We start from the raw sequence: 26,345 nt of genomic DNA on the forward strand, positions 1-26,345 counted from the left end.
GATATATGTGGGTTCCCCATATATATCCCTTCTCTTTGATTGGGGGGGCTTGGGATGGCTCGGTATTTAGGTGGTAAGTTCGTTAATATTGTGATTTCGTTGCTAATTCTAGCCACCGCAACCTTTTTCTTGATGAAGGCTGTCCCAGGGGACCCTTTCACACAAGAAAAAGCAATTCCGCCGGAGATTAAAGCGCAAATTATGGCGCATTACGGCTTGGATAAACCGATTGGCACGCAATACGCGATTTACATGAAAAACCTGTTCCAACTTAATCTTGGTGAATCCATGAGAAGTCAGAACCGTACTGTATCGAGTATTATTACGGATTCCTTCGGTACTTCGCTTAAAATTGGTTTGATTGCAGTAGTTGTTTCGGTAATTGTCGGGATTTACCTCGGTATGATGGCAGCGCTAAGACATAAGAAATTGATTGATAACCTGGCGATGTTTATTGCCGTTATCGGTATTTCGGTTCCAAACTTCGTTATCGGTGCCATGATCCAATATTATCTTGCCGTTAAGGTGCCGATATTTAATGTTGCAGGGTTGGAAAGCCCGCTCGATTACGTGCTTCCTGTAATCACCTTGTCGACACTCCCTATTGCATTCATCGCGAGATTAACGCGTTCAACAATGCTCGAGGTACTGACCTCGGACTATATTCGTACTGCTAAGGCAAAAGGGTTGACGCCGTCAGCTATTCTGTGGCAGCACGGACTTCGTAACGGTATTTTGCCGGTTGTTACCTATCTGGGTCCAATGACAGCGAACATCATTACAGGTTCCGTCGTAGTTGAACAAATTTATGGTCTGCCGGGTTTGGGTGCTCACTTCGTGGACAGTATCACTAACCGCGACTACACGCTCATTATGGGTATTACGATTTTCTACGCCGTAATTCTTATGGCAGCACGCTTCTTGACAGATGTGGCTTACATTCTTGTCGATCCGCGTATCAAAGTCAGCGGAGGTGTCGTTAAAAAATGAGTACGCGTCTGAAAGAACTGCACCTGGAAGAGCAGATTGCTAAAGCGCCATTTGAAAAATTGAAGCAAAGACATACAGAAGCTGAAGTGATTACAGCTCCAAGCCGTTCCACGTTCCAAGAGAACTGGGCACGTCTTCAGAAGAACAAATGGGCGATTACAGGGATGTATGTCCTGATCGTCATGATAATTTTGGCAGTTGTTTGTCCGATGTTTTCGCCTTATGATTCATCTACGAACGATTTGAAGAATACCTATGCTTCGCCATCGGGCAAGCACTGGTTTGGAACAGATAACCTAGGCCGTGATCTCTTTACGAGAACATGGATGGGCGTTCGTATCTCCCTTCTTGTTGGTTTTACGGCTGCTTTTATCGACCTTGTAATTGGTGTTGCTTATGGCGGTATTATGGGCTTTGCAGGCAAACGTGTCGGCGATGCAATGAACAAGCTTGCTGAAGTGCTTTATGCCATTCCGCATCTGCTTGTCGTTATCTTGCTGTCCGTCGTAATGGGCTCAGGTCTTACGACCATCATTATCGCACTATCCATCACCGGTTGGATTACGATGTCGTGGATCGTTCGCGGTCAAATTTTGCAGCTGAAGAACCATGAATACGTGCTTGCTGCACAATCGATGGGCGCCAGCGGTTCCCGGATTTTGTTCCGTCACTTGATTCCGAATACACTCGGCCCGATCATCGTTACCGTAACGTTGTCGGTACCGTCCGCTATATTTGCAGAAGCATTCCTAAGCTTCTTGGGTCTAGGCGTTCAATCGCCGGCAGCTTCGCTTGGTACATTGATTGGCGAAGCGATGTCCTCTTGGACACTGTACCCATGGCTGATGCTGATTCCTGCATCCTTGTTGAGTATTACAATGCTTGCCTTCAACATTTTCGGTGACGGTCTTCAAGATGCGTTCGATCCGAAAATGAAAAAATAAACAGCGCAGGGAGTGAGCTTATGAGTAATCCGATTCTAAGTATTTCTGATTTGCATATCTCGTTTCACGTGCGCGGTGGAGAGGTTCAGGCTGTTCGCGGGGTTGATTTGGAAATTAACCCAGGAGAGTCTGTTGCCATTGTCGGCGAGTCCGGCAGCGGCAAGAGCGTTACCGCTCAATCTATTCTTCGTCTGATCCCTACACCTCCGGGTGTGTACAAGAAGGGGTCCATTAAATTTATGGGCGAAGATCTTCTAAGCAAAAGCGAGAAAGAGATGGAGTCCATTCGCGGTAAGGAGATCGGCATGATCTTCCAAGATCCGATGACTTCCCTTAATCCTACGCTTACAGTAGGTCGCCAAATTACGGAAGTTCTTATCAAACATCAGAAAATGAGCGCATCGGATGCAAATAGCCGTGCGGTTGAATTGCTGAATTTGGTTGGTATTCCAAATGCGGGCGAACGTGTAAAGCAGTTCCCGCATCAGTTCTCAGGCGGTATGCGTCAGCGTGTTATGATTGCAATCGCACTTGCATGTAATCCAACGCTTCTAATAGCGGATGAGCCGACAACTGCACTAGACGTAACGATTCAAGCGCAAATTATGACGTTGATGAAGGATTTGCAGAAAAAAACCGGCACATCGATCATCCTGATTACACATGACCTTGGTATCGTTGCCGATATGTGTGATCGTGTCGTTGTTATGTATGCGGGTAAAGTTGTCGAAACCGGCACGAAGCAAGAGATTTTCAAAAATCCACAACATCCATACACGAGAGGGCTGCTTCGTTCCCTTCCTCGTTTGGATCATGATAAGAATGAGCCGCTTATTCCGATTATCGGAACACCGCCGGATATGTCATCGCCGCCGACTGGCTGCGCGTTCTGCGCGCGTTGTGATGAAGCGATGCGGATCTGTGTAGACAACGATCCTGCTGCTTACACAATCAGCGAAACGCAAGCAGCTAAGTGCTGGTTGCATGACGCGGCCCTCAAAGGGGGAGAAAGTGCATGAAATCAAACAATGACATGTTGATCGAAGTCGATCATTTGATGAAGCACTTCGATATTGGCAATGGCAAAACGGTCAAAGCGGTTAATGATATTTCATTTGGTATCCGCAAAGGCGAGACGCTTGGCATGGTAGGAGAATCCGGCTGTGGCAAATCAACAGCGGGACGTACCCTCCTTCGTCTATATGAACCGACTGCAGGAGCTGTGAAGTTCCAAGGTCAAGACATTATGACAGCAAAAGGTTCCAAGCTGAAGGCGCTTAGACGCGAAATGCAAATGGTATTCCAAGATCCATATGCTTCGCTGAATCCGCGTTGGAAAGTTGAGAACCTGATTGCCGAACCGCTTGATATTCACGGTTTGGCTGGCAGTGCCAAGGAAAGAAAACTGCAGGTTGAGCGCTTGCTTGACCGTGTAGGTCTTCGTTCGGATCACGCGAAGCGTTATCCGCATGAATTCTCCGGCGGTCAGCGTCAGCGGATCGGGATTGCTCGCGCACTTGCGCTCAATCCGAAGTTTATCGTTTGCGATGAGCCGATCTCTGCGCTGGACGTTTCCATCCAAGCGCAAGTAGTCAATTTGCTGCAGGATTTGCAGCGCGATTACGGCTTGACGTACTTGTTTATCGCGCATGACCTTGCGATGGTAAAACATATCAGTGACCGTGTTGCCGTAATGTATTTGGGTAAAATGGTTGAGCTTGCAAGCAGCGAAGATCTCTACGCCAATCCGAAGCATCCGTATACCAAAGCGCTGATGTCCGCGATTCCGGTACCGGATCCGGATGTGGAAGAGAACAAAGAGCGTATCGTCCTGACAGGCGAACTGCCGAGTCCGGTTAACCCGCCTAGCGGCTGTAATTTCCGGACACGCTGTCCGTTTGCAACAGAGAAATGCGCTGCAGAAGTGCCTGCATTCCGAGAGGTTGCACCTGACCAATGGGCTGCCTGCCATTATGCTTAATTAAATGAGAAGGACGGTTCGCATCTCATGCGAATCGTCCTTTTTGGCGTATTCGTGTAACTTGTATCTTCTATAATATACGTTCCCCGAGCAATGAGCCGATAAGCTCGACAGCGAGTCTGGCAGTACGGCCATTCGTATCCAGCAGCGGGTTTACTTCTACGATATCGGCGGAGGTTACCATTCCGCAATCAAATAACATCTCCATGGCCAAATGCGCCTCTCTGTAATTTAGGCCGCCGCGTACGGGAGTGCCCGTGCCCGGAGCTTCGCCCGGATCGACGCTGTCGATGTCGAAGCTGACGTGCACACTTTCGGAGCCATACGAAGCGATTGCGATCGCTTTCTCCATCACACGCCCCATCCCGAGTCGATCGATATCGTGCATGGTGAAGCAGGTAATGCCGGTTTCGTATATATTTCTTTTCTCGCCTTCGTCCAGTTCTCGCACACCGACAAGTACGACACGCTTGGCTTGTAATTTAGGTGATCGCCCGAGCAGATCGGTAAATCGCGAATCGCCAAGTCCAAGACTAGCGGCCAAGGCCATCCCGTGAATATTGCCCGTCAGGGACGTTTCCGGTGTATTCATATCGGCATGTGCATCAATCCAGACGACACCTAACTGTTGAATATGCTCTGTAATTCCGGCGATGGTGCCGATCGCGATGCTATGATCTCCTCCTATTGTGAGCGGGAAGGATTCGTTTGCGATAGCGGATTGCACCGATTGTGCGAGAACTTCACTCATCGCAAGCACGCGTCCCCAGTTGCGTAACCGTTCCAGTGTCCGGCGTTCGATCGCCGATTCAGCGGATTCTGCCCAAGGTAATATAGAGTAACTCTGATTCAACAACTGAAGCTTCTCGGGTAACCCTGCTTGTAGGACGGCCTCCGGACCGCCGCTTGCACCGGGTCTGCTGGCTCCGTAATGAAAAGGGACGGGAAGGACTGTTACGGGCTGCCGCTCTTTGTTCATGGGAATCCCTCCTATGGAATGCGTTGCGCCTGCATGGTTATATATAGACGCGAAGGGGCGAAGACATGACAATCCGGAGGCAATCCTTTAACATGCAGGCCTAATTGTGGTACGATACAAGCAGCAGTAAGGATGGCTAAGGTGAAAGGGGCAAGAGCAGCTTTGAGAGTAATTGCAGGCACGGCGAAAGGCCGGACCTTAAAGGCAGTGCCGGGTAAGAATACTCGTCCGACAACCGATAAAGTTAAAGAAGCGATTTTCAGTATGATTGGTCCCTTCTTCGATGGCGGGCTTGTACTTGATCTCTTCGCCGGTACCGGGGGGTTAGGTATTGAGTCGTTAAGCAGAGGGATGGAACGCGCGGTTTTTGTCGATTTGGACGGAGGAAGCATTGAGATTATCAAGCAAAATGTGCAGGCTGCCGGGTTGGCGGAACAAGCGGAAATTTATCGTACGGAGGCTGTGCGAGCGGTGAAAGCACTGGCGAAGCGCGGACTTAAGTTTGAGCTCGTTTTTCTTGACCCGCCTTACCGAATGAAAGAAATGGACAGTTTAATGAATGAGCTGGCAGAACGCGATCTGCTCCTCACTGCCGCGACGATCGTCGTCGAGCATGATGCTGACCATGTTTATCCGGAGACGATGGATGTATTCCGGCAGATCAGACATTCGAAGTATGGCGACACGGCAGTGACTATTTACCGGTTTGAGAAGATTGCAGAGTCGAATGTACATATGGAGGCGTAAGCATGACGACACCAACAGGAATGCCGAAACAGCGAGTTGCCGTATATCCGGGCAGCTTTGATCCTGTTACATGCGGGCATTTGGATATTATTAAACGCGCGGCAAAGCAGTTTGATCATTTGATCGTTGCGGTCCTGAACAATTCCAGCAAAAATCCGCTGTTTACGGTGGAGGAGCGCAAAGCGCTGTTAACCGAAATCACCAAAGAACTGCCGAACGTGACGATCGACAGCTTCCGTGATCTGCTCGTTAATTTCATGCGCTCGCGCAATGCGGATTGTATCGTGCGCGGTATTCGATCGGTTACGGACTTTGAATATGAGCTCCAGATGGCTTCGACCAATCATCAGCTTGATGGCGAAATCGAGACGATATTTATGATGACAAATCCCAAATATTCGTATTTGAGCTCCAGTATCGTGAAAGAAATTGCTAAGTTTAAAGGTAACGTTCAGGACCTGGTGCCTGATGAGGTGCGAGAAGCGCTGATTGCCAAATATGCGGATCAGGATTAATTGGCCTTTGATTGAGGTACGGCCAGCATAGAAGCGATCAAGAGTGCCAGCAAGATGAAGAGGAATAGTACCAACAGGACAGGTGTATACGGCCACAGTGAATGTAAATCACCCGCGTGGATGATTGCATTCGAGGCGGCGCCTGTCTTTTCGGTTTGTTCCATAACAGGAGCGGCAGCAGGGACGATGCGTCCGAGCAGTGAAGTCATCGGATTCCATGCTGCAAGGGTAAGGATGAATGCGAGCAGGCTCTGAATGAGCCGTGTAGCGGCGAGCCGCTTCAGAGATAAGCCGGTACCGGTGATGGCGCTGCCGGCTTGGAGGAGGGCGCTTAAGCCGCCGAAGCTGAGTACGGCTGCGATAGCTGCCGCGTTCCAAGGCAGTCCGCCTGTGAAAGTCGATGAAGCCGCAGCGTACGTGCCGATATGGCTTTCGATTAGCCCGGGCAGCAGGAAAGCAGGCGTACCTTGCGGCAGCAGCGGCTGTATGAGCTTAACGAGAACGGCACCGAACATCATGAAGCCGCCAATGGCCATCAGCTTGTAGACGGAGATGGTAACGGAATCGCCAAGCACTTTGCCGAAGGTTCGGCCATCGCGTTTTCTTGCGGCCAGCATGGCGACCGCCGCTTGTTTCAGCAGTATGGACAGGGATGCAGATGGCTGAGATTGCTTGCTTGAAGCGGCAGGTTTAGGTTTGGTGAAACGAGCGTGAAGGAATGCTGTGAGCAGTGCGGAGACCCATACGGCTGCGGCAATTGCGGCCCCGACTGCCGGTTGTTTTAAGAAGCCTGCTCCGACGACGAGAAGCATGAACAGAGGGCTTGGCATATGTGTCAGTGCGAGCAGTCTCTGTCCTTCGGGGGCGGTTACCGTTTCGCTGCGACGAAGCGCGGCTGTCGTCTCCGCACCGCAGGGGAAACCTCCGGACCATCCCAGTGCTATCGCAATGCCGGCTTCGCCAGGCAGACGAAACAGCTTGCGCATGAGCGGCTGAAGCAACGCTCCGAAGCCGTGAATCGCGCCGAAGGCGAGCATCAGCTCAAGTAAAGTAAGGAATGGGAGCAGTCCGGGGAAGACGAGATTCCACCAGACAGTGAGCCCTTGCAAGGACGCTTGAAAGGCTTCGCCCGGCCGAAGGATAATAGAAGCGACGAGCAATATCGACAAACATGCGAGCATGATGGTTCGCGTCATGGGTTTCACTCCATTGGTTCATGTAGTGACTGGGACAAACACAGCCACTACATTTTTACGCTTGTCTGCGTAAGGATAGACCTAAGTCATGAAATCCGTCTTAGATTGTGATCGGTCTCTCGTAATAGTCGCGGAAGAGATCACGAGGGCTTGCATCCGGCCAACCGAGCGCATATACCGAAGTAGCTTGAACATCAAGCTCGAGATAGGGATCGGCTTGCTGTGACCTCGCAGCGCTGTTTAAGATCGGAAGCTTGGCTGACTTGCGCATTCGCTTAAGCAGCTCTTGCCCTCGAGGGCTGTATCCGAGTATTCTTATGTATTGAATGCCGGTGCGCAGTCGCTCCGGTGATAAAAGTTCCTTCGAATGTCCGAGCAGTATGGAGAGCAGCGCGCGCTGAAGTTTCGTACGCGTGTAGCGTTTCGTCTTTAGTTTATCGAGCAATGGTTCAAAGGCAAGCGTATCGAGCGCAGGGAGTGTCTTCTTCAGCCGATATTCCAAGCCTTCGGTCATTTCGTGATAGCTGCCAAGTGTGGTTGTCGACTCGCTGGCGAGCTTATGAAACAGCTGCGACATATATTGCTCCCAACTGTTACGCCCTCTGCCGATCGCATGATCGCGCAGCAGCAGCTCGAGTGTTGAACGCGGCACGTAAGGTGCGGCTTCTTCGGGGGAAGCAGCCTCAAGCGTCAACTTGCGGATCGCCGTAGCGCTTGCGATTTGCGCATCCGTAATGGTCGTCTGCGAGTAGCCGGCCTTCTCGCGCTTGAGAGAGAAAGGCTCTATTGCGCTGCCAAGCCGCTCGAGCGCAAGCAAATAATGCAGCCCCAGCGTGTTGTTCGGCTGTGCAAGCGGGAAAGCGGCCGCTTCAGCATCGCCGGCCGCTTCCATATACAAGCGCACAGCTTCGCTGTAAGCCGCGGGATAGCTGGCGCCGGTCCGCAGGCAATCCGCCATGAGCGCGCTGAAGGCCGCCGGCTCATGCCCGAGCAGCCGGGCAACTCGGCGCAGCGGATCAATCTCGCCGGCCTCGCTGCCGAAGCAGAGCGCGTCTACGACGCCTGTCGCCTCTAGAAGCGCGACCGCGCCGTAGCCGAACCATTCTGCCGCCTGCGTAGAATAGGCGACAGGCAGCTCGATGACGACGTCGCAGCCTCCGCGCAGCGCCATCTCGGTGCGCGTCCATTTATTAAGCAGCGCAGGTTCGCCGCGCTGCAGGAAGTGGCCGCTCATGACGGCGATGACGGCGTCGCTTTCCGTTATTTTGAGCGATTGCTGCAAATGATAGTGATGTCCGTTATGAAATGGGTTATACTCGACAATGAGCCCGACGGTTCGCATGAATGTAAGCCTCCAAAAGGGGATAGGGTATTTTTTCACTATATCACGGCGTGAAAATGTTGACAAAACGATTCAATAGTCGATATAATAAACTTTGTTTGTTTGGAGTGATGGTATGGAGATTTATGTCCGGGAATTAATCGCCAAAGGATTGAAAGTTCCCACTCAGTCTAGCTTAAATACGGATTGGCTGCTGCAAGTTCGTAAAGACGTATTACATGCAGACCCTATGCAAGTCAACATGACAGCTTGGGGCGGAGATGGTATTGCTCATGTGGAGGGCGAACTGTCCGTTGATGTCGATCTTGCATGCTCGCGGTGTTTGGAGTCGACGAAAGAACATGTTGTCGTTCCGTTTCACGAGCGTTTCAAGCCGAAAGCCGCTTTAGACGGATCTGAGGAAGAAGAAATCATTCCGGTGGAGGAGGACAAGCTTGAGTTTGAGCCATTTCTTGAAGAGATGCTGATGCTCGCTTTGCCTTTCGTACCGCTTTGTTCAGAGGACTGCAAAGGACTTTGCCACACATGCGGCACCAACTTAAATGAGACAAATTGCGGATGCCAAAAGGACGATATCGATCCCAGACTAGCCGCGTTGAAAGATTTGTTTAAGTAGGAACAAAACGGAATTCGCTGATTTTGAATTTCGTTTTGTTCCAAGGATCATAAGGGGAATATCTATTCCGTTTTTGATCCGGAAGAAGGTTGGAATTCTGTTAAGGAGGTGGGAAACATGGCAGTACCACAACGTAGAACATCTAAAACACGTCGTGACAAACGTCGTACGCACTTTAAACTCGCGGTGCCGGGTATGATTAAATGCGATCAATGCGGAGAGTTGAAATTGGCTCACCGGGTATGCAAAGTGTGCGGAACTTACAAATCAAGAGAGATCATCAAACAATAGTTATAAGCGTAGTAATAGTACTTCATCCCGTGATGAAGTGCTATTTTTTTGCCCGAAATGGCGGTCAAACATTGCGCTCGGCTGCTTTCTTGACTATACTATTAGTACCTGGTTATAATAGCTGATTGTAATCAGTGTGCTCAAACATGGTGTACGATAATCAGCCGAGGTACATACTTAGAACATTAGGCAAAGGTGGTGCGGACCATCGAACGTCTTCCGAAAAGACAAAGGCATCAGCTGCTGACCGGACTTATTGAGGATAATCCGTTCATAACGGATCAGGAGCTGACACGTCAGTTGAAAGTAAGCATCCAAACGGTGCGGCTTGACCGGCTGGAGCTTGGCATACCCGAGCTGCGGGAGAGAATGAAGCTGATGGCGGAGCGTTCGTATGACGCCGTCCGTTCACTGCCGCTGCATGAGGTAATCGGGGATATAGTGGATTTGCAGCTGGATAACAGCGGTATTTCTATTTTTGAAATTAAGGAAGAGCATGTATTTTCAAGAACCGGCATCGCACGCGGTCATCATGTCTTTGCACAAGCGAACTCACTCGCGGTAGCGGTGATTAACGATGAAATTGCTTTAACGGCAACAGCTGACATTAGATTCGTACGATCCGTGAAGCTTGGTGAGAAATGTATCGCCAAAGCTTACGTTCGTTCCGGCGGCCGCAGCAAAGCAAAGGTTGAGGTTTGCTCGTACGTAGCTGACGAATTGGTGTTCCAAGGCCATTTTGTCATCTATCGTTCCGCAGGCGCAGGCGAACCGGGTATCGAAGGAGGAATGGATGGTGCGGATCGCAATTGACGCGATGGGGGGCGACCACGCTCCTTCTCTGATTGTTCAGGGAGCGCTGGAAGCAGCACTTGAATGGCCGGCAGTACACTTGATTCTCGTTGGGGATACGGCTCAGATTGAAGTGCATCTTGGTTCTAAGCGCCCCTCGAACATTGAGATTCTACACGCGGAGGATGTAATCGGTCCTGATGATGAACCGGTTAAAGCCGTTCGTCGGAAGAAGAATTCTTCGATGGTCATGGCCGGACAGCTGGTGCGCGAAGGCAAAGCGGAAGCGATGCTTTCAGCCGGTAACACCGGTGCACTGATGACCACGGGACTTCTGGTAGTAGGACGGATGGAAGGCATTGAGCGCCCTGCGCTCGTCACGATGCTCCCGACTATGGATGATAAAGGCGTTCTCGCGCTCGATCTTGGTGCGAACATGGATGCCAAACCAGAGCATCTGCTGCAATATGCCATCATGGGCAGCTTATATCGCAGTAAGATGAATGGCATGGATAAACCTCGCGTTGGTCTGCTCAATGTGGGAACAGAAGCGATGAAAGGCAACGAGCTTACAAAGGCGGCTTATGAGCTGCTGGAAACGGCTCCGATACATTTTATCGGGAATGTCGAGGCACGCGATGTCCTGCTGCGTAATTGCGATGTGCTGATTTGCGACGGTTTTGCCGGCAATATCATGCTCAAAGCGATGGAAGGTACGGCAGGAACATTGTTCAAAACCATGCGTGACGTGTTCACGAGCTCGCTGTTATCCAAACTTGCGGCAGCTATCGTGCAGCCTAAGCTCAGAGCGCTTCGGAACAAAATGGATTATAAGGAACATGGCGGTGCGCCCCTTCTTGGTGTAAACGGTCTGGTCGTAAAATGTCACGGCTCCTCGGATGTGAAGGCGGTTAAGAACGCCGTGCGTCAAGCGAAATTAGCAATCGAGAGCAATTTAATATCATCTATTGCAGCGGAAATTAGCAGGAAGTGAGTGGGACCATGCAGCTACATCCCGTAGGCATTATCGGCACAGGCAAATATGTGCCGGAACGCATTTTGACGAATAAAGATTTGGAACAAATGGTAGAAACGAATGACGAGTGGATCGTAACGCGGACCGGCATGCGTGAACGCCGTATTGCTGCTCCGGATCAGGCAACATCGGACTTGGCGCTGCATGCATCCAAGAAAGCGCTCGAAGCAGCAGGCATTTCGGCAGAAGAGCTGGACTTGATCATCGTAGCAACCATCACACCGGATATGTTCTTCCCTTCGACGGCTTGTTTGCTGCAAGAGAAGCTCGGTGCTAAGAAAGCCGCTGCCTTTGATTTATCTGCGGCTTGCTCGGGCTTTATCTACGGTCTTGCAACGGCGTCAAATATGATCGCGACGGGTATGTACAAGCATGTTCTGGTCGTTGGAGCAGAATGTCTCTCCCGGATTACGGATTATACAGACCGCAACACATGCATTTTGTTCGGCGATGGTGCAGGTGCGGTTGTTCTTGGGCAAGTGGCTGAAGGCCGCGGTTTCCGTTCATTCGAGCTTGGTGCAGATGGCGCCGGCGGTGAATTGCTGAAAGTGTGTGCAGGCGGCTCCCGTACTCCTTCCTCACCGGAGAGCATCGAGAACAAGCAGCATTATATTTATATGGCCGGCAATGAGGTCTATAAATTTGCGGTGCGGATCATGGGGAACGCAGCTGAAGAGGCGCTTCGCAAAGCAGGTCTCGACAAAAGCAAGATTGACCTGCTCATTCCGCATCAAGCGAACATCCGGATCATTCAATCTGCACTTAACCGTCTGGATCTATCGGAAGAGAAGTGCATGATTAATTTGGATAAGTACGGCAACGTGTCGGCAGCGTCGATTCCGATTGCTCTTGCGGAGGCGGTTGAACAGAACCGTGTGAAGGAAGGCGATCACCTGGTGCTGGTTGGCTTCGGAGGCGGCTTAACTTGGGGCGCATCCGTTCTTGTTTGGTAATGAGGCAATGCCATTATATATGCATATTCAGATTCATTGAAAAGCACGGAGGTGCAGTGAAGCTTGGGTAAAATCGCGTTTGTTTTTCCCGGTCAGGGGGCGCAAGCCGTCGGCATGGGCAAAGACGTATATGAAGCATTCGACGCATCGAAAGCTGTAATTGACGCTGCGGACGAAGCGCTCGGCTTTAAACTGAGCGATATTATTTTTAACGGACCTGAAGAGCAGTTGAAACAAACCGCGAATACGCAGCCGGCACTTCTTGCCGTAAGCATTGCTCTGCTGGAAGCATTGAAAGACAGCGGCTTAAAGCCGGACTTCGTAGCTGGCCACAGCCTAGGCGAATACAGCGCACTCGTCGCAGCAGGCACCTTGTCTTACCAAGATGCGGTGCGTACCGTACGCGCTCGCGGTGAGTTCATGGAGCAAGCCGTGCCAAGCGGTCAAGGCGCAATGGCGGCCGTATTAGGCGCAGAACGCGAAGCGCTTGCAGCACTTTGCGCAGCAGTATCTTCCGAAGTAGGCGCAGTGGAGCTGGCTAACGTCAACTGCCCCGGCCAAATCGTAGTCTCCGGCACAGCCGCAGGCGTACAGGGCGTAGTCGAACGCGGTAAAGAAGCAGGAGCCAAACGCGTCATCCCGCTCGAAGTAAGCGGACCGTTCCACTCCTCGCTAATGAAACCAGCAGCCGATCGCCTCGAAGGCGTACTGGCAGCTATTTCACTTAGCGATGCTTCCATACCCGTCATTGCAAACGTAACGGCTCAGCCGGTAACAAACGCAGACGAAATCCGCAAACTCCTAGCCGAGCAAGTTTACTCGCCGGTGCTCTGGGAAGACAGCGTACGCTACTTGATCGAGCAAGGTGTAGACACCTTCGTCGAAATCGGATCAGGCTCCGTGCTAGCCGGCCTAATCAAGAAAATCGACAAAACCGTCAACATCATCTCGATCAACAGCCTAGACTCGCTCAAAGCAGCTGTCCTTTAACAAGCCGCTTGCGGCCAGGTGGTCTTGGTCTTTTGGTCGGTCTAATTCGCCAATCAGGCGAACAGCCCTGTGGCACCGCAGGTGCCATGCTCTTGATCTACCCGGCGAAGACTTAATCGCCGGTACAAGAAGCCAGCCGCAGGCGCAGGCTGTCAATGCCTCGTGGTGCCGCATGCACCATGCCCTTGACCTGTCCGGCGAAGGCGAAGCGGCCGGCCAACAAAGCCAGCCGCAGGCGCAGGCTGTCAAAACGCCCGACCAAAAGTAAAGCGTGTCCCGAATGGGACGAAAGCGAGCAAAAGCACGAACCTCCACCCACGCGTCTCTGGAGCGGTCTACGTTACCATGTGTCCCGAATGGGACAACAGGTAGCTAAACGGCGCCAAAAGTAAAGCGTGTCCCGAATGGGACGAAAGCGAGGACCCGCACGTACAACACTCGCGAGCGGTACTCTGCAGCTTAAACGTTAAACCTTCCGGGTGTCCAGAGGGTCGGAGACCCTTGGGGTCCCCCTATATAGGGGGATTTAGGGGGTAATTAAAGGTTAGGAGGTAGGTTCTCAATGTTTGCAGATCTCTCTGGAAAAATCGCCTTAGTAACAGGAGCATCCCGCGGAATCGGCCGATCCATTGCAATCGCATTGGCAGAAGCCGGCGCAGACGTAGCAATCAACTATTCCGGCAGTGAAGCGGCAGCAGCAGAAACAGCGGAAACAATCCAGGCGCTCGGCCGCCGCACGCTGGTGCTGAAAGCTAACGTAGGCAAGACCGATGAGTTCGACGGCATGGTCAAGCAGGTCGTGGAAACATTCGGTTGCATCGATATTTTGGTCAACAATGCAGGCATTACGCGCGACAACCTTATCATGCGGATGAAGGAAGAAGAGTTCGACCAAGTCATCGAAACAAACCTTAAAGGTGTTTTCAATGGCATTAAAGCCGTTACTCGACAAATGATGAAGCAGCGTTCAGGCCGCATCATCAATATTTCGTCCGTTGTAGGTGTTCTGGGCAATCCGGGGCAGGCTAACTATGTGGCTGCGAAAGCAGGCGTAATCGGTCTCACGAAAGCGTCAGCTCGCGAGCTGGCTTCTCGTGGAATCACAGTGAACTGTGTCGCACCGGGCTTTATTCAAACCGATATGACAGACAAATTGCCGCAAGAAATGCGTGAGAAGCTTGCTGCGGACATCCCGCTTGCAAGGCTCGGCGACCCGCAGGATATTGCTGCTGCCGTTCGTTTCCTTGCGTCAAACGCGGCGGGATACATGACCGGACAGACGATTCACGTGGATGGCGGCATGTACATGTAATCTAGGCGGAATGTCCGCAGGGACGCCGCTTGGACATGGTCGGTATGGCAATTTGTCCGCAATTCTCGTATAATACCATGGAGGAGGTGAACCGGATGTCCGATGTATTTGATCGTGTGAAGCGCATCGTTGTCGACCGCCTTGGCGTTGACGAGTCGGAGGTGTCTCTTGAGGCTTCTTTCAAAGAAGATCTTGGAGCTGACTCTCTTGATGTCGTTGAACTTGTCATGGAGCTGGAAGATGAATTCGATATGGAAATCTCTGATGAAGATGCAGAGAAAATTACCAGTGTGGGAGAAGTAGTGAACTACATAGCTTCTCTAGCTAAGTAATACAAATGATTAGTCCCGTTGTTATAGGCGGGACTTCTCTCCATATTCATGTGCTTTGCCATTATAACTGCTGTAAGCGCATTAGCGTTTTTATAGATAGATTAACCAATTGGGTTTCCCATCAGAGGTGAATAGGTATGACACAGAGAGTAGTCGTTACGGGCATGGGGGTTATGACTTCGCTCGGTTCCGATTTGAATACGTTTTGGGGTAATTTAATGGAAGGGAAATCAGGCGTCTCGTTAGTGGAAGCTTTCGACGTTTCTGAGTATCCGACTCGAATTGCCGCAGAAATCAAGAACTTTAACCCGGAAGATTATCAAATTGATAAGAAAGAAGCGCGTCGGATGGACCGTTTCGTGCAATTCGCAGTTGTTGCGAGCACACTGGCTGTTAAAGATGCCGCATTGAACATCGGCGAAGAAGTAGATGCAGAGCGCGTTGGCGTCATGATCGGCTCTGGTATCGGCGGTCTGGGCACTTGGGAAGACCAGCATAATATTTTGCTGGAGAAAGGTCCGAAGCGCGTCAGCCCATTCTTTATTCCGATGATGATTGCGAACATGGCTTCCGGCCAAGTTTCGATGATTACCGGAGCTAAAGGTCCCAACAGCACTGCGGTTACAGCTTGTGCAACAGGAACGCATTCCATTGGCGATTCCTACAAAATGATTCAACGCGGTGACGCCGATGTCATGATTTGCGGCGGCGCTGAAGCGACAATCAGACCGACAGGTATGGCCGGATTCTGTTCCTTGCGTGCAATGTCGACAAGAAACGATGAGCCGACTAAGGCTTCCCGTCCTTTCGATGTGGACCGCGACGGATTCGTTATGGGCGAAGGCTCAGGCGTGTTGATTCTGGAATCGCTGGAACATGCACAGAAACGCGGCGCTCGCATTTATGCGGAAATCGTCGGTTATGGTATGAGCGGCGACGCTTATCATATGACAGAGCCTGATCCGGATGGCGCTGCTCGTTGTATGGTGAAAGCTCTTCGCGACGGCGGAATCGAACCGTCCCAAATCGACTACATTAATGCACACGGAACATCGACTCCGGTTGGTGACAAGTCCGAGACAACGGCCATCAAGAAAACATTCGGCGAGCATGCCTACAAGCTGGCTGTAAGCTCTACGAAGTCGATGACCGGTCACTTGCTTGGCGCGGCCGGCGGTGTGGAAGCCGTTATACTGGGTCTTTCCCTGCAGAATGGCATTATTCCTCCGACGATCAACCTGGAGAATCAAGACCCGGAATGCGATCTCGATTACGTGCCGAATACTCCGCGTAAAGCCGATCTTACTTATGCATTGTCCAATTCCTTCGGATTCGGCGGTCATAACGCAACGATCGTGATGAGAAAATATGAAGCATGATAAGTTTGATGAGCTGCAGCAACGTCTGCAGCTCCATTTTCGTACCATCCGACTTCTTAGACAAGCATTTACACATACCTCATATGTGAACGAACACCGTCAAACCGCCATGGAGCACAATGAACGGCTGGAGTTTCTGGGCGATGCGATTCTACAGTTAACCGTTTCCGAGTTTCTGTACAAGACATTTCCGGAACGACCGGAAGGTCAGCTGACTCGCATGCGGGCTTCGATCGTTTGTGAACCTTCACTTGCACGGTTTGCGGATCTGCTGGATTTAGGCTCCCATGTTCTTCTCGGACGCGGTGAGGAGCAGCTGGGCGGGCGCCAACGTCCTGCACTGCTTGCAGATTTATTCGAAGCATTTGTAGGTGCCATTTATTTGGATCAGGGCTTGGATGCGGTTCGTGCGTTTCTGACTGCACATATGTTTCCGCATATCGACAGCGACGGCGGCTTGCTGGTGAAGGATTTCAAATCGAACCTGCAAGAGAAAGCGCAGCACGCTGGGATGGGCACGATCGAATATCGCATTGTAGAAGAACGCGGTCCGGCGCATGATCGAGAATTCATTGTAGAAGTCTTTATCGGGGATACGAGCTATGGCTCCGGTACAGGCCGAACGAAGAAGGAAGCCGAGCAGCAAGCAGCCGCAGAAGCATGGCGTAAATTGGTATAGCATCGATGTGAAACAAAATTCTGGTCGCCACTGGTAACCGGGATTTTTTGCATTTATAAGGGCAAGGTGGATACAGGACTTGGAAACGCCTTCCTTTATGATGCGCTTCATGCGTGTAAAGGGCGGATTTCGGGCATTTTCGACGTTTTTCGACCTGACCTTTTGGGACAGTTATGGTACAATAATCGTTGAGGTGAAGGTAAGCGATGTTCCTGAAAAGGATAGAATTAGCAGGGTTTAAGTCGTTTGCCGACAAGACGGAATTGGAATTCGTCCGCGGTATCACGGCGGTCGTTGGCCCCAACGGCAGTGGTAAGAGCAATATTAGCGATAGCATTCGCTGGGTATTAGGGGAACAAAGCGCGAAGAGTCTTCGTGGCGGCAAGATGGAAGACATTATTTTCGCGGGAAGCGATGCGCGTAAAGCGGTCAATTTCGGCGAAGTATCGCTCACGTTGGATAATTCCGATAACGCGCTTCCGCTTGATTTTAACGAAGTGACGGTCACGCGCCGCGTGCATCGCAGCGGTGACAGCGAATATTTGATTAACAAGCAGTCATGCCGACTGAAAGATATTACAGAATTGTTTATGGATACGGGGATAGGTAAGGAAGCCTATTCCATTATCGGACAAGGCCGTATTGAAGAGATTCTAAGTACGCGCTCCGAGGATCGACGCGGAATCTTCGAAGAAGCTTCCGGAATCGTCAAATATAAATCACGCAAACGCGAGGCCCAGAAGAAGCTGGAGGAAACAGAAACAAACCTGCTTCGGATCCACGATTTGGTCACAGAACTGGAGGATCAGGTTGAGCCGCTGCGCGTGCAATCCGAGAAAGCCAAACAATTCAAGCTGCTGCGGGAACAGCTGAAGCAGACCGAAATTTCGATGTATGTACATAACATTGAAACCGTTCATCATTCATGGAGCGATTCCAATACGCGCATGAGCAAGCTGCAAGAAGAACAATTGTCCTTGTCAACCGTAGTAAGCAAGCACGATGCGGTGCTGGAGAAAGATCGGTTCAAGCTTCGCGAGCTGGAAGAAGCGCTTGATCGTTTGCATGAATCGATGCTGCAATACAGCGAAGAGTATGAGAAATGCGAAGGCTACGGCGAGGTACTCAAAGAACGTAAACGTAACCTGGAGCAGAATCGTACACAGCTGGAAGCAACGATTGCGACGCAAAACGAACGGATCGGTGCATTGACGAAGGAAGAAGCGGAATTCCGCGGCAAAGCGGCTTCATTGGAGAACGAGTTGAACACGATTCGCTTCAAGCTTGCTGAAGAAGAGGCGCAGCTTCTTGGTACGTCGGCTTCCGCGTCCGGCGATGCCGAAGAATCACTCAAAGGCGAGTTGCTGGATGTGCTGAGCACGATGGCGCAGCTGCGTAACGAGATTCGTTATGCACTTCAGCAGGAAGAAGCGCTTCAGCGCAGAATGGAGCGGCTGGGTGACGAGCATTCCAAGTGGCAGGAGCAGCATGAGCGTGTAAGTGCCAGACGTATGGAGCTTAAGGAGCGGCTCGAAGCCACACTTGCTGAGATTAATAAAGCCCGGAATCGCTACATTACCGAAGCGGAGCATCTCCAGAACGGACAGAAGCTGCTTGAAGAAGCCCAGTCTGCTGTGCGCAAATGGGAGCAGAAGCTGGAAGCGCTAACCTCAAGGCGCGATACGATGAAGGAAATGCAGGATGATTTGGACGGCTTTATGCAAGGCGTCAAAGAAATCCTGAAAGCTTCGCGTCGTACAAGCGGCGGTGTTGAAGGTGTACATGGAGCGGTCGCAGAGCTGATTCGCGTACCTGAGAAAGTGGAACTTGCCATTGAGACTGCGCTCGGGGGAGCGCTCCAGCATGTCGTCATGAACGATGAACGCAGCGCACGCGCAGCGATTGCCTTCCTGAAGCAGCGTCAGCTTGGACGAGCAACGTTCCTGCCGCTAGATGTCATTCGTGGACGTCATATTCCGGAGCATGATAAACGCACGATCTCGGGAATGGACGGTTTCGTAGGCGTAGCGGCAGAGCTGATCTCCTGTGATGCGAAATATGCGCATATCGCCGAGAGTCTGCTCGGCAACGTACTCATCTCCGAAACATTGGAGCATGCCAACCGAATTGCTGCGAAATGCCAATATCGGTTCCGCGTCGTAACGCTCGAAGGCGATGTCGTCAATGCCGGCGGATCCATGACCGGGGGAAGCATCCAGAAGAAAGGTGCCAACCTGCTGGGAAGACAGCGCCAAATCGAACAATTGGACGAAGAGATTCGTTCAACGGACGGGCAGCTCGTTAAACTTCGCGACAAAATCAGTGATTTGCGCAAGGAGCAATCCATCCGCAATCAGAATGTAGATGATCTGCGGGAGCAAGGCGAGAAGCAGCGAATCGAGGAGCAGCACATCCGTGCAGAGCTTCAGCAGCTGGATAACGAGAAGCGTCACTTGGATGACCAAGCGCAGCTGTTCCAAGCAGACAGCGCCGGCCACAAGTCCGAGAAACAGCAGATTAGCCAATCCGCGAAGGACGCGGAGACCCGCCTTGAAGTGCTGACCAAGGAAGAGGCTCGATTGCAGGAAGAGATCCGGACCGCGGAAGATCGCCGGAAAGCCGGTGAATCGGCGAAGGAACAGCTGCAGGATCAATTGACGGATCTGAAGATCGCGTTCGCCAAGACGGATCAGGAGAAAATGTCATTCGAGGATCAAGCTACACGTGTTCGATCGGATATCGGTCGTGCGAAGCAGGAACTTGCCGGGTTGCGTGAAATGCTGCAGCGCCAAGATGAAGAAGCCGAGCAGCATCTAACCGAGAGTGTGAAGCAAGTCGAGCAGCTAAACGCACTGAAGCTGAAGAAGGACGGCTGCTCCGAGCAGACGGACCTTAAGCGTGCACAGCGTGCAGAGCTAACTCGTGATCTGGAGCAGGGCGAGAGTGAGACGAAGGAGCAGCGTGCACAGCTTCGCAGCATTGAGGATCAATTGCGGCAGATCGAAATTGCAGCGAATCGACTCGATGTCGAGCTGGACAACCTGCTTCGCAAGCTGAGTGAGGAATATGAGCTCAGCTATGAGCTTGCGAAAGAGCGCTACCCTGTACCGGAGGACGTGCAGGCTGCACAGAATGAGGTGCGTGATCTCAAGCGCCGTATTTCAAGCTTAGGCGAAGTCAGCCTTGGTGCGATCGATGAGTATGAGCGTGTCAAAGAACGGTACACCTTCTTGGACGATCAGAAGAATGACCTTATCGAAGCCAAGACAACGCTGTATCAAGTTATCCGCGAGATGGATGAAGAGATGGGCAAACGATTCCGTACGACGTTCGAAGCGATTCGCGGCCATTTCGTAGTCGTCTTCTCGAAGCTGTTCGGCGGCGGACGCGCGGATCTGGTTATGGTTGATCCGGAGCGGGTTCTTGACAGCGGTATCGATATCGTTGCTCAACCTCCCGGTAAGAAGCTGCAAAATTTGCAACTCCTATCCGGTGGTGAACGTGCTTTAACGGCGATTGCCCTGTTATTTGCAATTCTGCAAGTGAAGCCGGTTCCGTTCTGCGTACTCGATGAGGTTGAAGCGGCACTTGATGAAGCGAACGTTGCACGCTTTGCGCAATACTTGCGCGAGTTCTCGGAATTGACGCAATTTATCGTCGTTACCCATCGCAAAGGGACAATGGAAGAAGCAGATGTTCTTTACGGGGTCACAATGGAAGAAGGCGGCGTTTCGAAGCTGGTATCGGTACGACTCGAAGACGAAGACGAAGCATACTCAGCATAAAAAAGAATCAAACTCACGAATACACACGTACTATGAGAAGCCGGAGCTTGGCGCACCCTGCGTCACAGCCCGGCTTTTGCAAGTAAAGGATGGAGGACTATAACATGAGCTTCTTTAAACGCTTGAAAGAAAGCATTGCCCAGAAAACCGAAGCGGTAACATCCAAGTTCAAAGAAGGACTGACGAAGACCAGAACGGCGTTCGTTGGCAAAATCGAAGAGCTGATCACGCGTCGCAAAAAAATCGACGAAGCTTTCTACGAAGAGCTTGAAGAAATTCTGATCGGCGCCGATGTTGGCGTGAATACGGTTATGCAGCTAATCGATGATTTGCGTGCCGAAGTAAAGAAACGCAAAATCGAAAATGCAGCCGACTTGCAGCCTGTCCTCTCGGAAAAGCTGGTGGAATTGCTTAAAGGCGATGCCAAAGCAGAGCTGCGTATGGCTGATCAAGGCATGACTGTTATTTTGTTCGTCGGCGTGAATGGTGTCGGTAAGACGACAACGATCGGCAAGCTGGCCCACAAGTTCAAGAGTGAGGGCAAGAGCGTATTGCTTGCAGCGGGAGATACTTTCCGTGCCGGCGCGATCGAGCAGCTTGAGGTTTGGGGCAAACGAGTTGGCGTCGATGTTATTAAGCAAGAGTCCGGCGCAGATCCTGCGGCAGTTATGTATGATGCTGTCCACGCGGCTAAGCAGCGTGGTGTAGATGTCCTGCTTTGCGATACGGCGGGACGACTACAGAATAAGCACAACCTGATGGAAGAGCTGAACAAAATTTTCCGTGTCATTCAGCGTGAAGTGCCAACAGCGCCTCATGAAGTACTGCTGGTGCTCGATGCGACAACCGGTCAGAACGCACTCAGTCAAGCGAAGCTGTTCGGCGAGAAGAGCGGCGTTACCGGTCTTGTACTGACGAAGCTCGACGGGACGGCGAAAGGCGGTATCGTCATTGCCATCCGTAATGAGCTCGATCTTCCGGTGAAGCTCGTCGGACTTGGCGAGAAGATGGATGATTTGCAGGAGTTTGACTCTGAGCAGTTCGTTCATGCGTTGTTCGGCGGCCTCCTGCAAAGCGCTGAAGAAGAGACTGAGGATAGTGACAAGTAAATATACTTGACAGTCTATAGGCCGCTGAGCTATGATAAACGTCGTGGAATTGATGTAAAGGTATTTGCCTTGACGCAAAGGAGTGGCTGGCATGAAGACGGTCCATGAAGCTGACGCCTCGGTGAAGAAAACTCATCTTCCGGAAGCAGATGCTTTGGCGAAGACAAACCGAATTAATATGCTGTTTGACTTCTACGAGAAGCTGCTGACGGAGAAACAGCAAACCTTTCTGAAATATTATTTTCATGACGATTATTCACTTGGCGAAATTGCAGCTGAGTTCGATATTAGCAGGCAGGCCGTTTATGAGCATGTTAAACGTGCAGAGACGGTACTGGAGAGTTACGAAGGCAAGCTTCAACTGCTTGCCAAGCATGAAGCGACAGCGCGCATGCTCGCCCAGCTCGAAGAGCTTGTGGAGCAGGTTGTGACGCAGAAGGAATTAAGTATGGAACTGCACAAGCTCACCCAGAGCTTTCGTGCTCATATACAAGGTGTTACATAGCAGCGACTAGGAGGTGACGATCATGGCATTTGAAGGGTTGTCCAGCAGACTGCAGAATGTATTCGGCAAACTGCGCGGCAAAGGCAAAGTGTCTGAGGATGATGTTAACGAAGCGATGCGCGAAGTACGATTGGCGCTTCTGGAAGCCGACGTTAACTTCAAAGTCGTCAAGGATTTCATCGCAAAGGTGAAGGAACAGGCTATCGGACTTGAAGTCATGAAGAGCTTCACGCCTGGCATGGTCGTCGTCGACATCGTAAATAAAGAACTAACCGAGCTTATGGGTGGTACACAGTCTAAGCTTGCGAAGTCTAATAAGCCGCCGACAGTCATTCTAATGGCGGGTTTGCAGGGTGCTGGTAAGACAACGTCCACTGCAAAGCTGGCGAAGCTTCTACTCAAGGACAAGCATAAGCCGCTAATGATAGCAGGCGATATTTATCGCCCCGCTGCCATCAAGCAGCTGCAAGTATTGGGTGAGCAAATTGGTGTTCCGGTCTTTACGCTCGGAGATCAAACATCGCCGGTTGAGATTGCTCGTGCAGGTCTGCAATTTGCCAAAGATAACGGTCATGATTACGTGATCGTGGATACAGCCGGCCGACTTCATATCGACGAGGCGCTCATGGGTGAGATTCGCCAAATCCATGATGTAACCAAGCCGGACGAAGTACTGCTAGTCGTAGATGCGATGACAGGTCAAGAAGCGGTTAACGTAGCGCAAAGCTTCCACAGCCAGCTTGAGCTGACAGGTGTCATACTGACGAAGCTTGACGGTGATACGCGCGGTGGTGCGGCATTGTCCGTCAAAGCCGTTACAGGCTGCCCGATTAAGTTTGCGGCAACCGGAGAGAAGATTGAGCCGCTTGAGCCGTTCCATCCGGAACGTATGGCTTCGCGTATTCTCGGAATGGGCGACATGCTGTCCCTGATCGAGAAAGCACATTCCACAATCGACGCTGAGAAAGCGGCCGAGATGGAACGCAAAATGCGTACAGCGGAATTCACCTTTGAGGATTTCCTTGACCAAATGGAACAAGTTCGCAAGCTCGGACCGTTGGATCAATTGCTTGACATGATGCCTGGTATGGGCAAAATGAAGGATATGAAGAACCTCAAGGTGGATGAGAAGCAAATCGGACGCGTCGAAGCGATCGTGAAATCGATGACGAAGGCCGAGAAGCAGAAGCCCGAAATTCTCAATCACAGCAGACGTAAACGGATTGCGACAGGGAGCGGAACTTCCATTGCGGAAGTAAACCGACTCATCAAGCAGTTCGACGATATGAAGAAAATGATGAAGCAGTTCTCGTCGATGATGGGTCCTAAAGGACCTAAAGGCGGAATGAAGGGTCTTAAAGGGATGCTTCCTAAAGGAATGAAATTCCCGTTCTAATATAAAGCTCAGAAATTTTTTGAAGGAGGTGAATTATCATGGCAGTACGTATTCGTTTGAAACGTATCGGTGCGCACAAAGCGCCTTTCTACCGTGTGGTTGTATCGGACTCCCGTTCCCCACGTGACGGTCGCTTCATTGAAGAAATCGGCACTTATAACCCGGTTGCACAACCGGCACAAGTGAACATTGATGAAGAGAAAGCTCTTAAATGGCTTAAAGACGGAGCACAAGCTTCTGACACAGTTCGCAACTTGCTTTCCAAAGCAGGCGTAATGACTAAGCTTCATGAACTGAAGCTTCAAAAATAACTACTCGATGCGGGGGGCCTATTGTGATGAAAGATTTGATTCTTGTCATAGCGAAGGCTTTAGTGGATTACCCGGAGGACGTACGTGTCGACGTGAAAGAAGACGATCGCGGCACCGTCTATCTGTTATCCGTGAATCCTGACGATGTTGGGAAAGTCATTGGTAAGCAGGGACGGATTGCTAAAGCGCTTAGGACGGTTGTCACATCGGCAGCCGTCAAAACGCAAAAGCGTGTCATGGTCGATATTGTTTCGTAGCGATCGTACATCGAAGCAGGGTTAGGATACGAAGGTATCCTAGCCCTTTTTCGATGCTAAATTACGAAAGAGATAGGTGAACACAATGGATCAATGGCTATCGGTAGGTAAGCTTGTGAATACACACGGTATTCGCGGTGAAGTAAAAGTCGTTTCGCAAACGGATTTTCCGGAGGAGCGCTTTGCTCCGCGTAAAATACTTACGTTACTAAACCCGGAGACCAAGCAACAGCTTGAGCTCGAAGTGGTTTCAGCAAAATTGCACAAAAATATGTACATCATCAAGTTCCGCGGTTTCGAGGATATTAATCAAGTCGAGAAGTACAAAGGCTGGGAGCTTAAAGTTTCCAAGGATGATCTTGTTGAGCTGGAAGATGGCGAGTATTATCAGCATCAAATTATCGGCTGCACCGTAGTAACGGACGAAGGCGCAATACTTGGTCCTATTACCGAAATCCTCGTTCCGGGTGCTAACGACGTGTGGGTCATTCAGCAGCCAAAGGGCAAACAGATATTGATTCCTGTCATTGATGAAGTTGTACTTGATGTCAATGTGAAAGAAAAAGTCGTTAAGGTTCACCTGATGGAAGGGCTGATTTAACGTTATGCGCATTGACGTATTGACGCTGTTTCCGGAAATGTTCCACGGCGTGTTCGGAGCGAGTATTCTTGGAAAAGCGAAGGATAAAGGAATTGTCAGCCTGAATGCGGTTAACTTTCGCGAATATGCGAATAATAAGCATAATACGGTTGATGATTATCCTTATGGCGGCGGCGGCGGCATGGTATTGAAGCCGGAGCCGTTGTTCGCTGCTGTAGAGGACTTGATGCCCGAAGGCGCTGAGCGTCCTCGTGTAATACTGCTATGTCCGCAAGGGGAGCCTTACACACAGAAGAAAGCCGAAGAGCTGTCGGCTCATAAGCATCTTGTGTTTGTATGCGGTCATTATGAGGGATATGATGAGCGCATCCGTCAGCATTTGGTGACCGATGAAATCTCATTAGGGGATTATGTGTTAACCGGCGGCGAGCTTCCCGCAATGGTTATGATCGATAGTATCGTTCGCCTTTTGCCCGGCGTTCTCGGCAATGAGAACTCGGCTGTGACGGATTCGTTCAGTACAGGTTTACTGGAGCATCCGCATTATACACGCCCAGCAGTATTCCGTGATTGGGAAGTGCCTGAAGTGCTCATGTCCGGTCATCATGCCAATGTAGAAGTGTGGCGTCGTCAGCAGTCTATATTACGCACATTGGAACGTCGTCCGGAGCTGCTTGAGACCGCGGAGCTTACGAAGAAGGAACGTCAATGGCTGAATGAGCAGATCCGCTCTCGGGAACAAAGCAGGTAGATCTAGCTTGGATGCTATGGTTTAAAAAGTTTATGAAATGTTATTGTGTTACTGGGCTTGGGTGTGTTATAATTTCAGATGTTGCTTTTGCAAAGTCGGACGGTCCGCTATGAAGCCATGATCCGGTTTTCAATTTGTTACCGGTTAGCTTATATGAACGTCTATGGTGGAAGGAGTTGAAACTACAATGAATCTTTTACAAATCATTGCACAAGAAAATCTTCGTACTGACCTTCCTAGCTTTCGTCCAGGCGATACGTTGAAGGTACATGTAAAGGTTATCGAGGGAACTCGCGAGCGTGTACAGTTGTTCGAAGGCGTTGTTATTAAACGTCGCGGCGGCGGTATCAGTGCTACTTTTACAGTGCGTAAAATCTCGTATGGTGTTGGTGTGGAAAGAACTTTCCCACTTAACTCGCCGAAGATTGAGAAGATCGAAGTTGCTCGTCGTGGTAAAGTTCGCCGCGCGAAACTGTACTATCTTCGCGAACTTCGCGGTAAAGCTGCGAGAATCAAAGAAATTCGTTAATTATCGACAAGAGAGGGGACTTGCGCA

29 protein-coding genes are annotated in these 26,345 nt (G+C 50.8%); 25 read left to right on the top strand and 4 right to left on the bottom strand.

Annotated features, from left to right (window positions below):
- Positions 1–54: 54 nt before the first annotated feature.
- Genes AC0YNS_RS02365 through AC0YNS_RS02380 form a run of 4 tightly spaced genes read left to right on the top strand, consistent with a single transcriptional unit; the run spans position 55 to position 3,915 of the window.
- Entirely contained in the window at positions 55–990 is a 936-nt protein-coding gene (locus AC0YNS_RS02365) for an ABC transporter permease (protein ID WP_090976621.1), read from the top strand.
- Complete coding sequence (locus AC0YNS_RS02370) at positions 987–1,934, top strand: ABC transporter permease (RefSeq protein ID WP_475779437.1); 948 nt, start codon at positions 987–989, stop codon at positions 1,932–1,934. The genes AC0YNS_RS02365 and AC0YNS_RS02370 overlap by 4 nt, the downstream gene beginning before the upstream one ends.
- A gap of 20 nt (positions 1,935–1,954) precedes the next feature.
- Entirely contained in the window at positions 1,955–2,953 is a 999-nt protein-coding gene (locus tag AC0YNS_RS02375; RefSeq protein WP_475779438.1) for an ABC transporter ATP-binding protein, read from the top strand.
- The gene (locus AC0YNS_RS02380; protein WP_475779439.1) at positions 2,950–3,915 is read left to right on the top strand and encodes an ABC transporter ATP-binding protein; all 966 of its coding nucleotides are present in this window, start codon (positions 2,950–2,952) and stop codon (positions 3,913–3,915) included. The genes AC0YNS_RS02375 and AC0YNS_RS02380 overlap by 4 nt, the downstream gene beginning before the upstream one ends.
- 70 nt (positions 3,916–3,985) lie before the next feature.
- On the opposite strand, the gene rocF is transcribed toward AC0YNS_RS02380, so the two are convergent.
- Complete coding sequence (gene rocF / locus AC0YNS_RS02385) at positions 3,986–4,894, bottom strand: arginase (protein WP_475779440.1); 909 nt, start codon at positions 4,892–4,894, stop codon at positions 3,986–3,988.
- A gap of 162 nt (positions 4,895–5,056) precedes the next feature.
- On the opposite strand from rocF, the gene rsmD reads away from it, so the two are divergent.
- Complete coding sequence (rsmD, locus tag AC0YNS_RS02390; RefSeq protein ID WP_475780088.1) at positions 5,057–5,641, top strand: 16S rRNA (guanine(966)-N(2))-methyltransferase RsmD; 585 nt, start codon at positions 5,057–5,059, stop codon at positions 5,639–5,641.
- A 2-nt stretch (positions 5,642–5,643) separates the two neighbouring features.
- Positions 5,644–6,156: a pantetheine-phosphate adenylyltransferase gene (coaD, locus tag AC0YNS_RS02395; RefSeq protein ID WP_475779441.1), complete on the top strand. Its 513-nt coding sequence runs from the start codon at positions 5,644–5,646 to the stop codon at positions 6,154–6,156.
- On the opposite strand, the gene AC0YNS_RS02400 is transcribed toward coaD, so the two are convergent.
- On the bottom strand, positions 6,153–7,352 hold the full coding sequence (locus AC0YNS_RS02400; protein WP_475779442.1) for a nucleoside recognition domain-containing protein: 1,200 nt from the start codon (positions 7,350–7,352) through the stop codon (positions 6,153–6,155). The genes coaD and AC0YNS_RS02400 overlap by 4 nt on opposite strands.
- Positions 7,353–7,452: 100 nt before the next feature.
- Positions 7,453–8,694, bottom strand: a complete 1,242-nt coding sequence (locus tag AC0YNS_RS02405) for a nucleotidyltransferase (RefSeq protein ID WP_475779443.1) — start codon at positions 8,692–8,694, stop codon at positions 7,453–7,455.
- Between the two features lie 115 nt (positions 8,695–8,809).
- Between AC0YNS_RS02405 and AC0YNS_RS02410 the strand changes: the two genes are divergently transcribed.
- The 6 genes from AC0YNS_RS02410 to fabD all read left to right on the top strand — a co-directional run bounded on the left by AC0YNS_RS02410 (position 8,810) and on the right by fabD (position 13,372).
- Entirely contained in the window at positions 8,810–9,310 is a 501-nt protein-coding gene (locus tag AC0YNS_RS02410; protein WP_475779444.1) for a YceD family protein, read from the top strand.
- Positions 9,311–9,427: 117 nt separating this feature from the next.
- Positions 9,428–9,601: a 50S ribosomal protein L32 gene (gene rpmF, locus AC0YNS_RS02415; protein WP_090976607.1), complete on the top strand. Its 174-nt coding sequence runs from the start codon at positions 9,428–9,430 to the stop codon at positions 9,599–9,601.
- Positions 9,602–9,796: 195 nt separating this feature from the next.
- Positions 9,797–10,414, top strand: coding sequence for a transcription factor FapR (fapR, locus tag AC0YNS_RS02420; RefSeq protein ID WP_090976605.1), 618 nt, complete (start codon positions 9,797–9,799; stop codon positions 10,412–10,414).
- Positions 10,398–11,387 (top strand): phosphate acyltransferase PlsX, encoded by a 990-nt coding sequence (plsX, locus tag AC0YNS_RS02425; RefSeq protein WP_475780089.1) that lies wholly within the window; start codon positions 10,398–10,400, stop codon positions 11,385–11,387. The genes fapR and plsX overlap by 17 nt, the downstream gene beginning before the upstream one ends.
- Before the next feature lie 8 nt (positions 11,388–11,395).
- Positions 11,396–12,382: a beta-ketoacyl-ACP synthase III gene (locus AC0YNS_RS02430; protein ID WP_090976604.1), complete on the top strand. Its 987-nt coding sequence runs from the start codon at positions 11,396–11,398 to the stop codon at positions 12,380–12,382.
- Positions 12,383–12,445: 63 nt separating this feature from the next.
- Positions 12,446–13,372, top strand: a complete 927-nt coding sequence (gene fabD / locus AC0YNS_RS02435) for an ACP S-malonyltransferase (RefSeq protein ID WP_475779445.1) — start codon at positions 12,446–12,448, stop codon at positions 13,370–13,372.
- A gap of 112 nt (positions 13,373–13,484) precedes the next feature.
- Here fabD and AC0YNS_RS02440 read toward each other — a convergent pair whose 3' ends face one another.
- The gene (locus AC0YNS_RS02440) at positions 13,485–13,634 is read right to left on the bottom strand and encodes a hypothetical protein (RefSeq protein ID WP_475779446.1); all 150 of its coding nucleotides are present in this window, start codon (positions 13,632–13,634) and stop codon (positions 13,485–13,487) included.
- A 300-nt stretch (positions 13,635–13,934) separates the two neighbouring features.
- Here AC0YNS_RS02440 and fabG point away from each other — a divergent pair, with 300 nt between their 5' ends.
- The 13 genes from fabG to rplS all read left to right on the top strand — a co-directional run bounded on the left by fabG (position 13,935) and on the right by rplS (position 26,318).
- Complete coding sequence (fabG, locus tag AC0YNS_RS02445; protein WP_475779447.1) at positions 13,935–14,684, top strand: 3-oxoacyl-[acyl-carrier-protein] reductase; 750 nt, start codon at positions 13,935–13,937, stop codon at positions 14,682–14,684.
- Positions 14,685–14,779: 95 nt separating this feature from the next.
- Positions 14,780–15,016, top strand: coding sequence for an acyl carrier protein (acpP, locus tag AC0YNS_RS02450; protein ID WP_090976600.1), 237 nt, complete (start codon positions 14,780–14,782; stop codon positions 15,014–15,016).
- 137 nt (positions 15,017–15,153) lie between these two features.
- Positions 15,154–16,395: a beta-ketoacyl-ACP synthase II gene (fabF, locus tag AC0YNS_RS02455; RefSeq protein WP_475779448.1), complete on the top strand. Its 1,242-nt coding sequence runs from the start codon at positions 15,154–15,156 to the stop codon at positions 16,393–16,395.
- Positions 16,385–17,074 carry a ribonuclease III gene (gene rnc / locus AC0YNS_RS02460; protein WP_475779449.1) on the top strand — a complete coding sequence of 230 codons (690 nt, stop codon included), beginning with the start codon at positions 16,385–16,387 and terminating at the stop codon, positions 17,072–17,074. Before fabF ends, rnc begins: the two co-directional genes overlap by 11 nt.
- A 206-nt stretch (positions 17,075–17,280) precedes the next feature.
- Entirely contained in the window at positions 17,281–20,859 is a 3,579-nt protein-coding gene (gene smc / locus AC0YNS_RS02465; RefSeq protein WP_475779450.1) for a chromosome segregation protein SMC, read from the top strand.
- A 104-nt stretch (positions 20,860–20,963) separates the two neighbouring features.
- Positions 20,964–21,968 carry a signal recognition particle-docking protein FtsY gene (ftsY, locus tag AC0YNS_RS02470; RefSeq protein ID WP_475779451.1) on the top strand — a complete coding sequence of 335 codons (1,005 nt, stop codon included), beginning with the start codon at positions 20,964–20,966 and terminating at the stop codon, positions 21,966–21,968.
- 178 nt (positions 21,969–22,146) lie between these two features.
- Entirely contained in the window at positions 22,147–22,473 is a 327-nt protein-coding gene (gene ylxM / locus AC0YNS_RS02475) for a YlxM family DNA-binding protein (protein ID WP_371264681.1), read from the top strand.
- A gap of 22 nt (positions 22,474–22,495) precedes the next feature.
- On the top strand, positions 22,496–23,869 hold the full coding sequence (ffh, locus tag AC0YNS_RS02480) for a signal recognition particle protein (protein WP_475779452.1): 1,374 nt from the start codon (positions 22,496–22,498) through the stop codon (positions 23,867–23,869).
- A gap of 38 nt (positions 23,870–23,907) precedes the next feature.
- Positions 23,908–24,180, top strand: coding sequence for a 30S ribosomal protein S16 (gene rpsP / locus AC0YNS_RS02485; protein WP_475779453.1), 273 nt, complete (start codon positions 23,908–23,910; stop codon positions 24,178–24,180).
- A gap of 26 nt (positions 24,181–24,206) precedes the next feature.
- Positions 24,207–24,437: a KH domain-containing protein gene (locus AC0YNS_RS02490; RefSeq protein WP_090976584.1), complete on the top strand. Its 231-nt coding sequence runs from the start codon at positions 24,207–24,209 to the stop codon at positions 24,435–24,437.
- Positions 24,438–24,522: 85 nt separating this feature from the next.
- Positions 24,523–25,038: a ribosome maturation factor RimM gene (gene rimM / locus AC0YNS_RS02495; protein WP_475779454.1), complete on the top strand. Its 516-nt coding sequence runs from the start codon at positions 24,523–24,525 to the stop codon at positions 25,036–25,038.
- A gap of 4 nt (positions 25,039–25,042) precedes the next feature.
- Complete coding sequence (gene trmD / locus AC0YNS_RS02500; RefSeq protein ID WP_475779455.1) at positions 25,043–25,789, top strand: tRNA (guanosine(37)-N1)-methyltransferase TrmD; 747 nt, start codon at positions 25,043–25,045, stop codon at positions 25,787–25,789.
- 187 nt (positions 25,790–25,976) lie between these two features.
- Entirely contained in the window at positions 25,977–26,318 is a 342-nt protein-coding gene (gene rplS / locus AC0YNS_RS02505; RefSeq protein WP_090976579.1) for a 50S ribosomal protein L19, read from the top strand.
- Positions 26,319–26,345 lie beyond the last annotated feature (27 nt).

Source organism: Paenibacillus sp. J22FR21, from assembly GCF_056269135.1.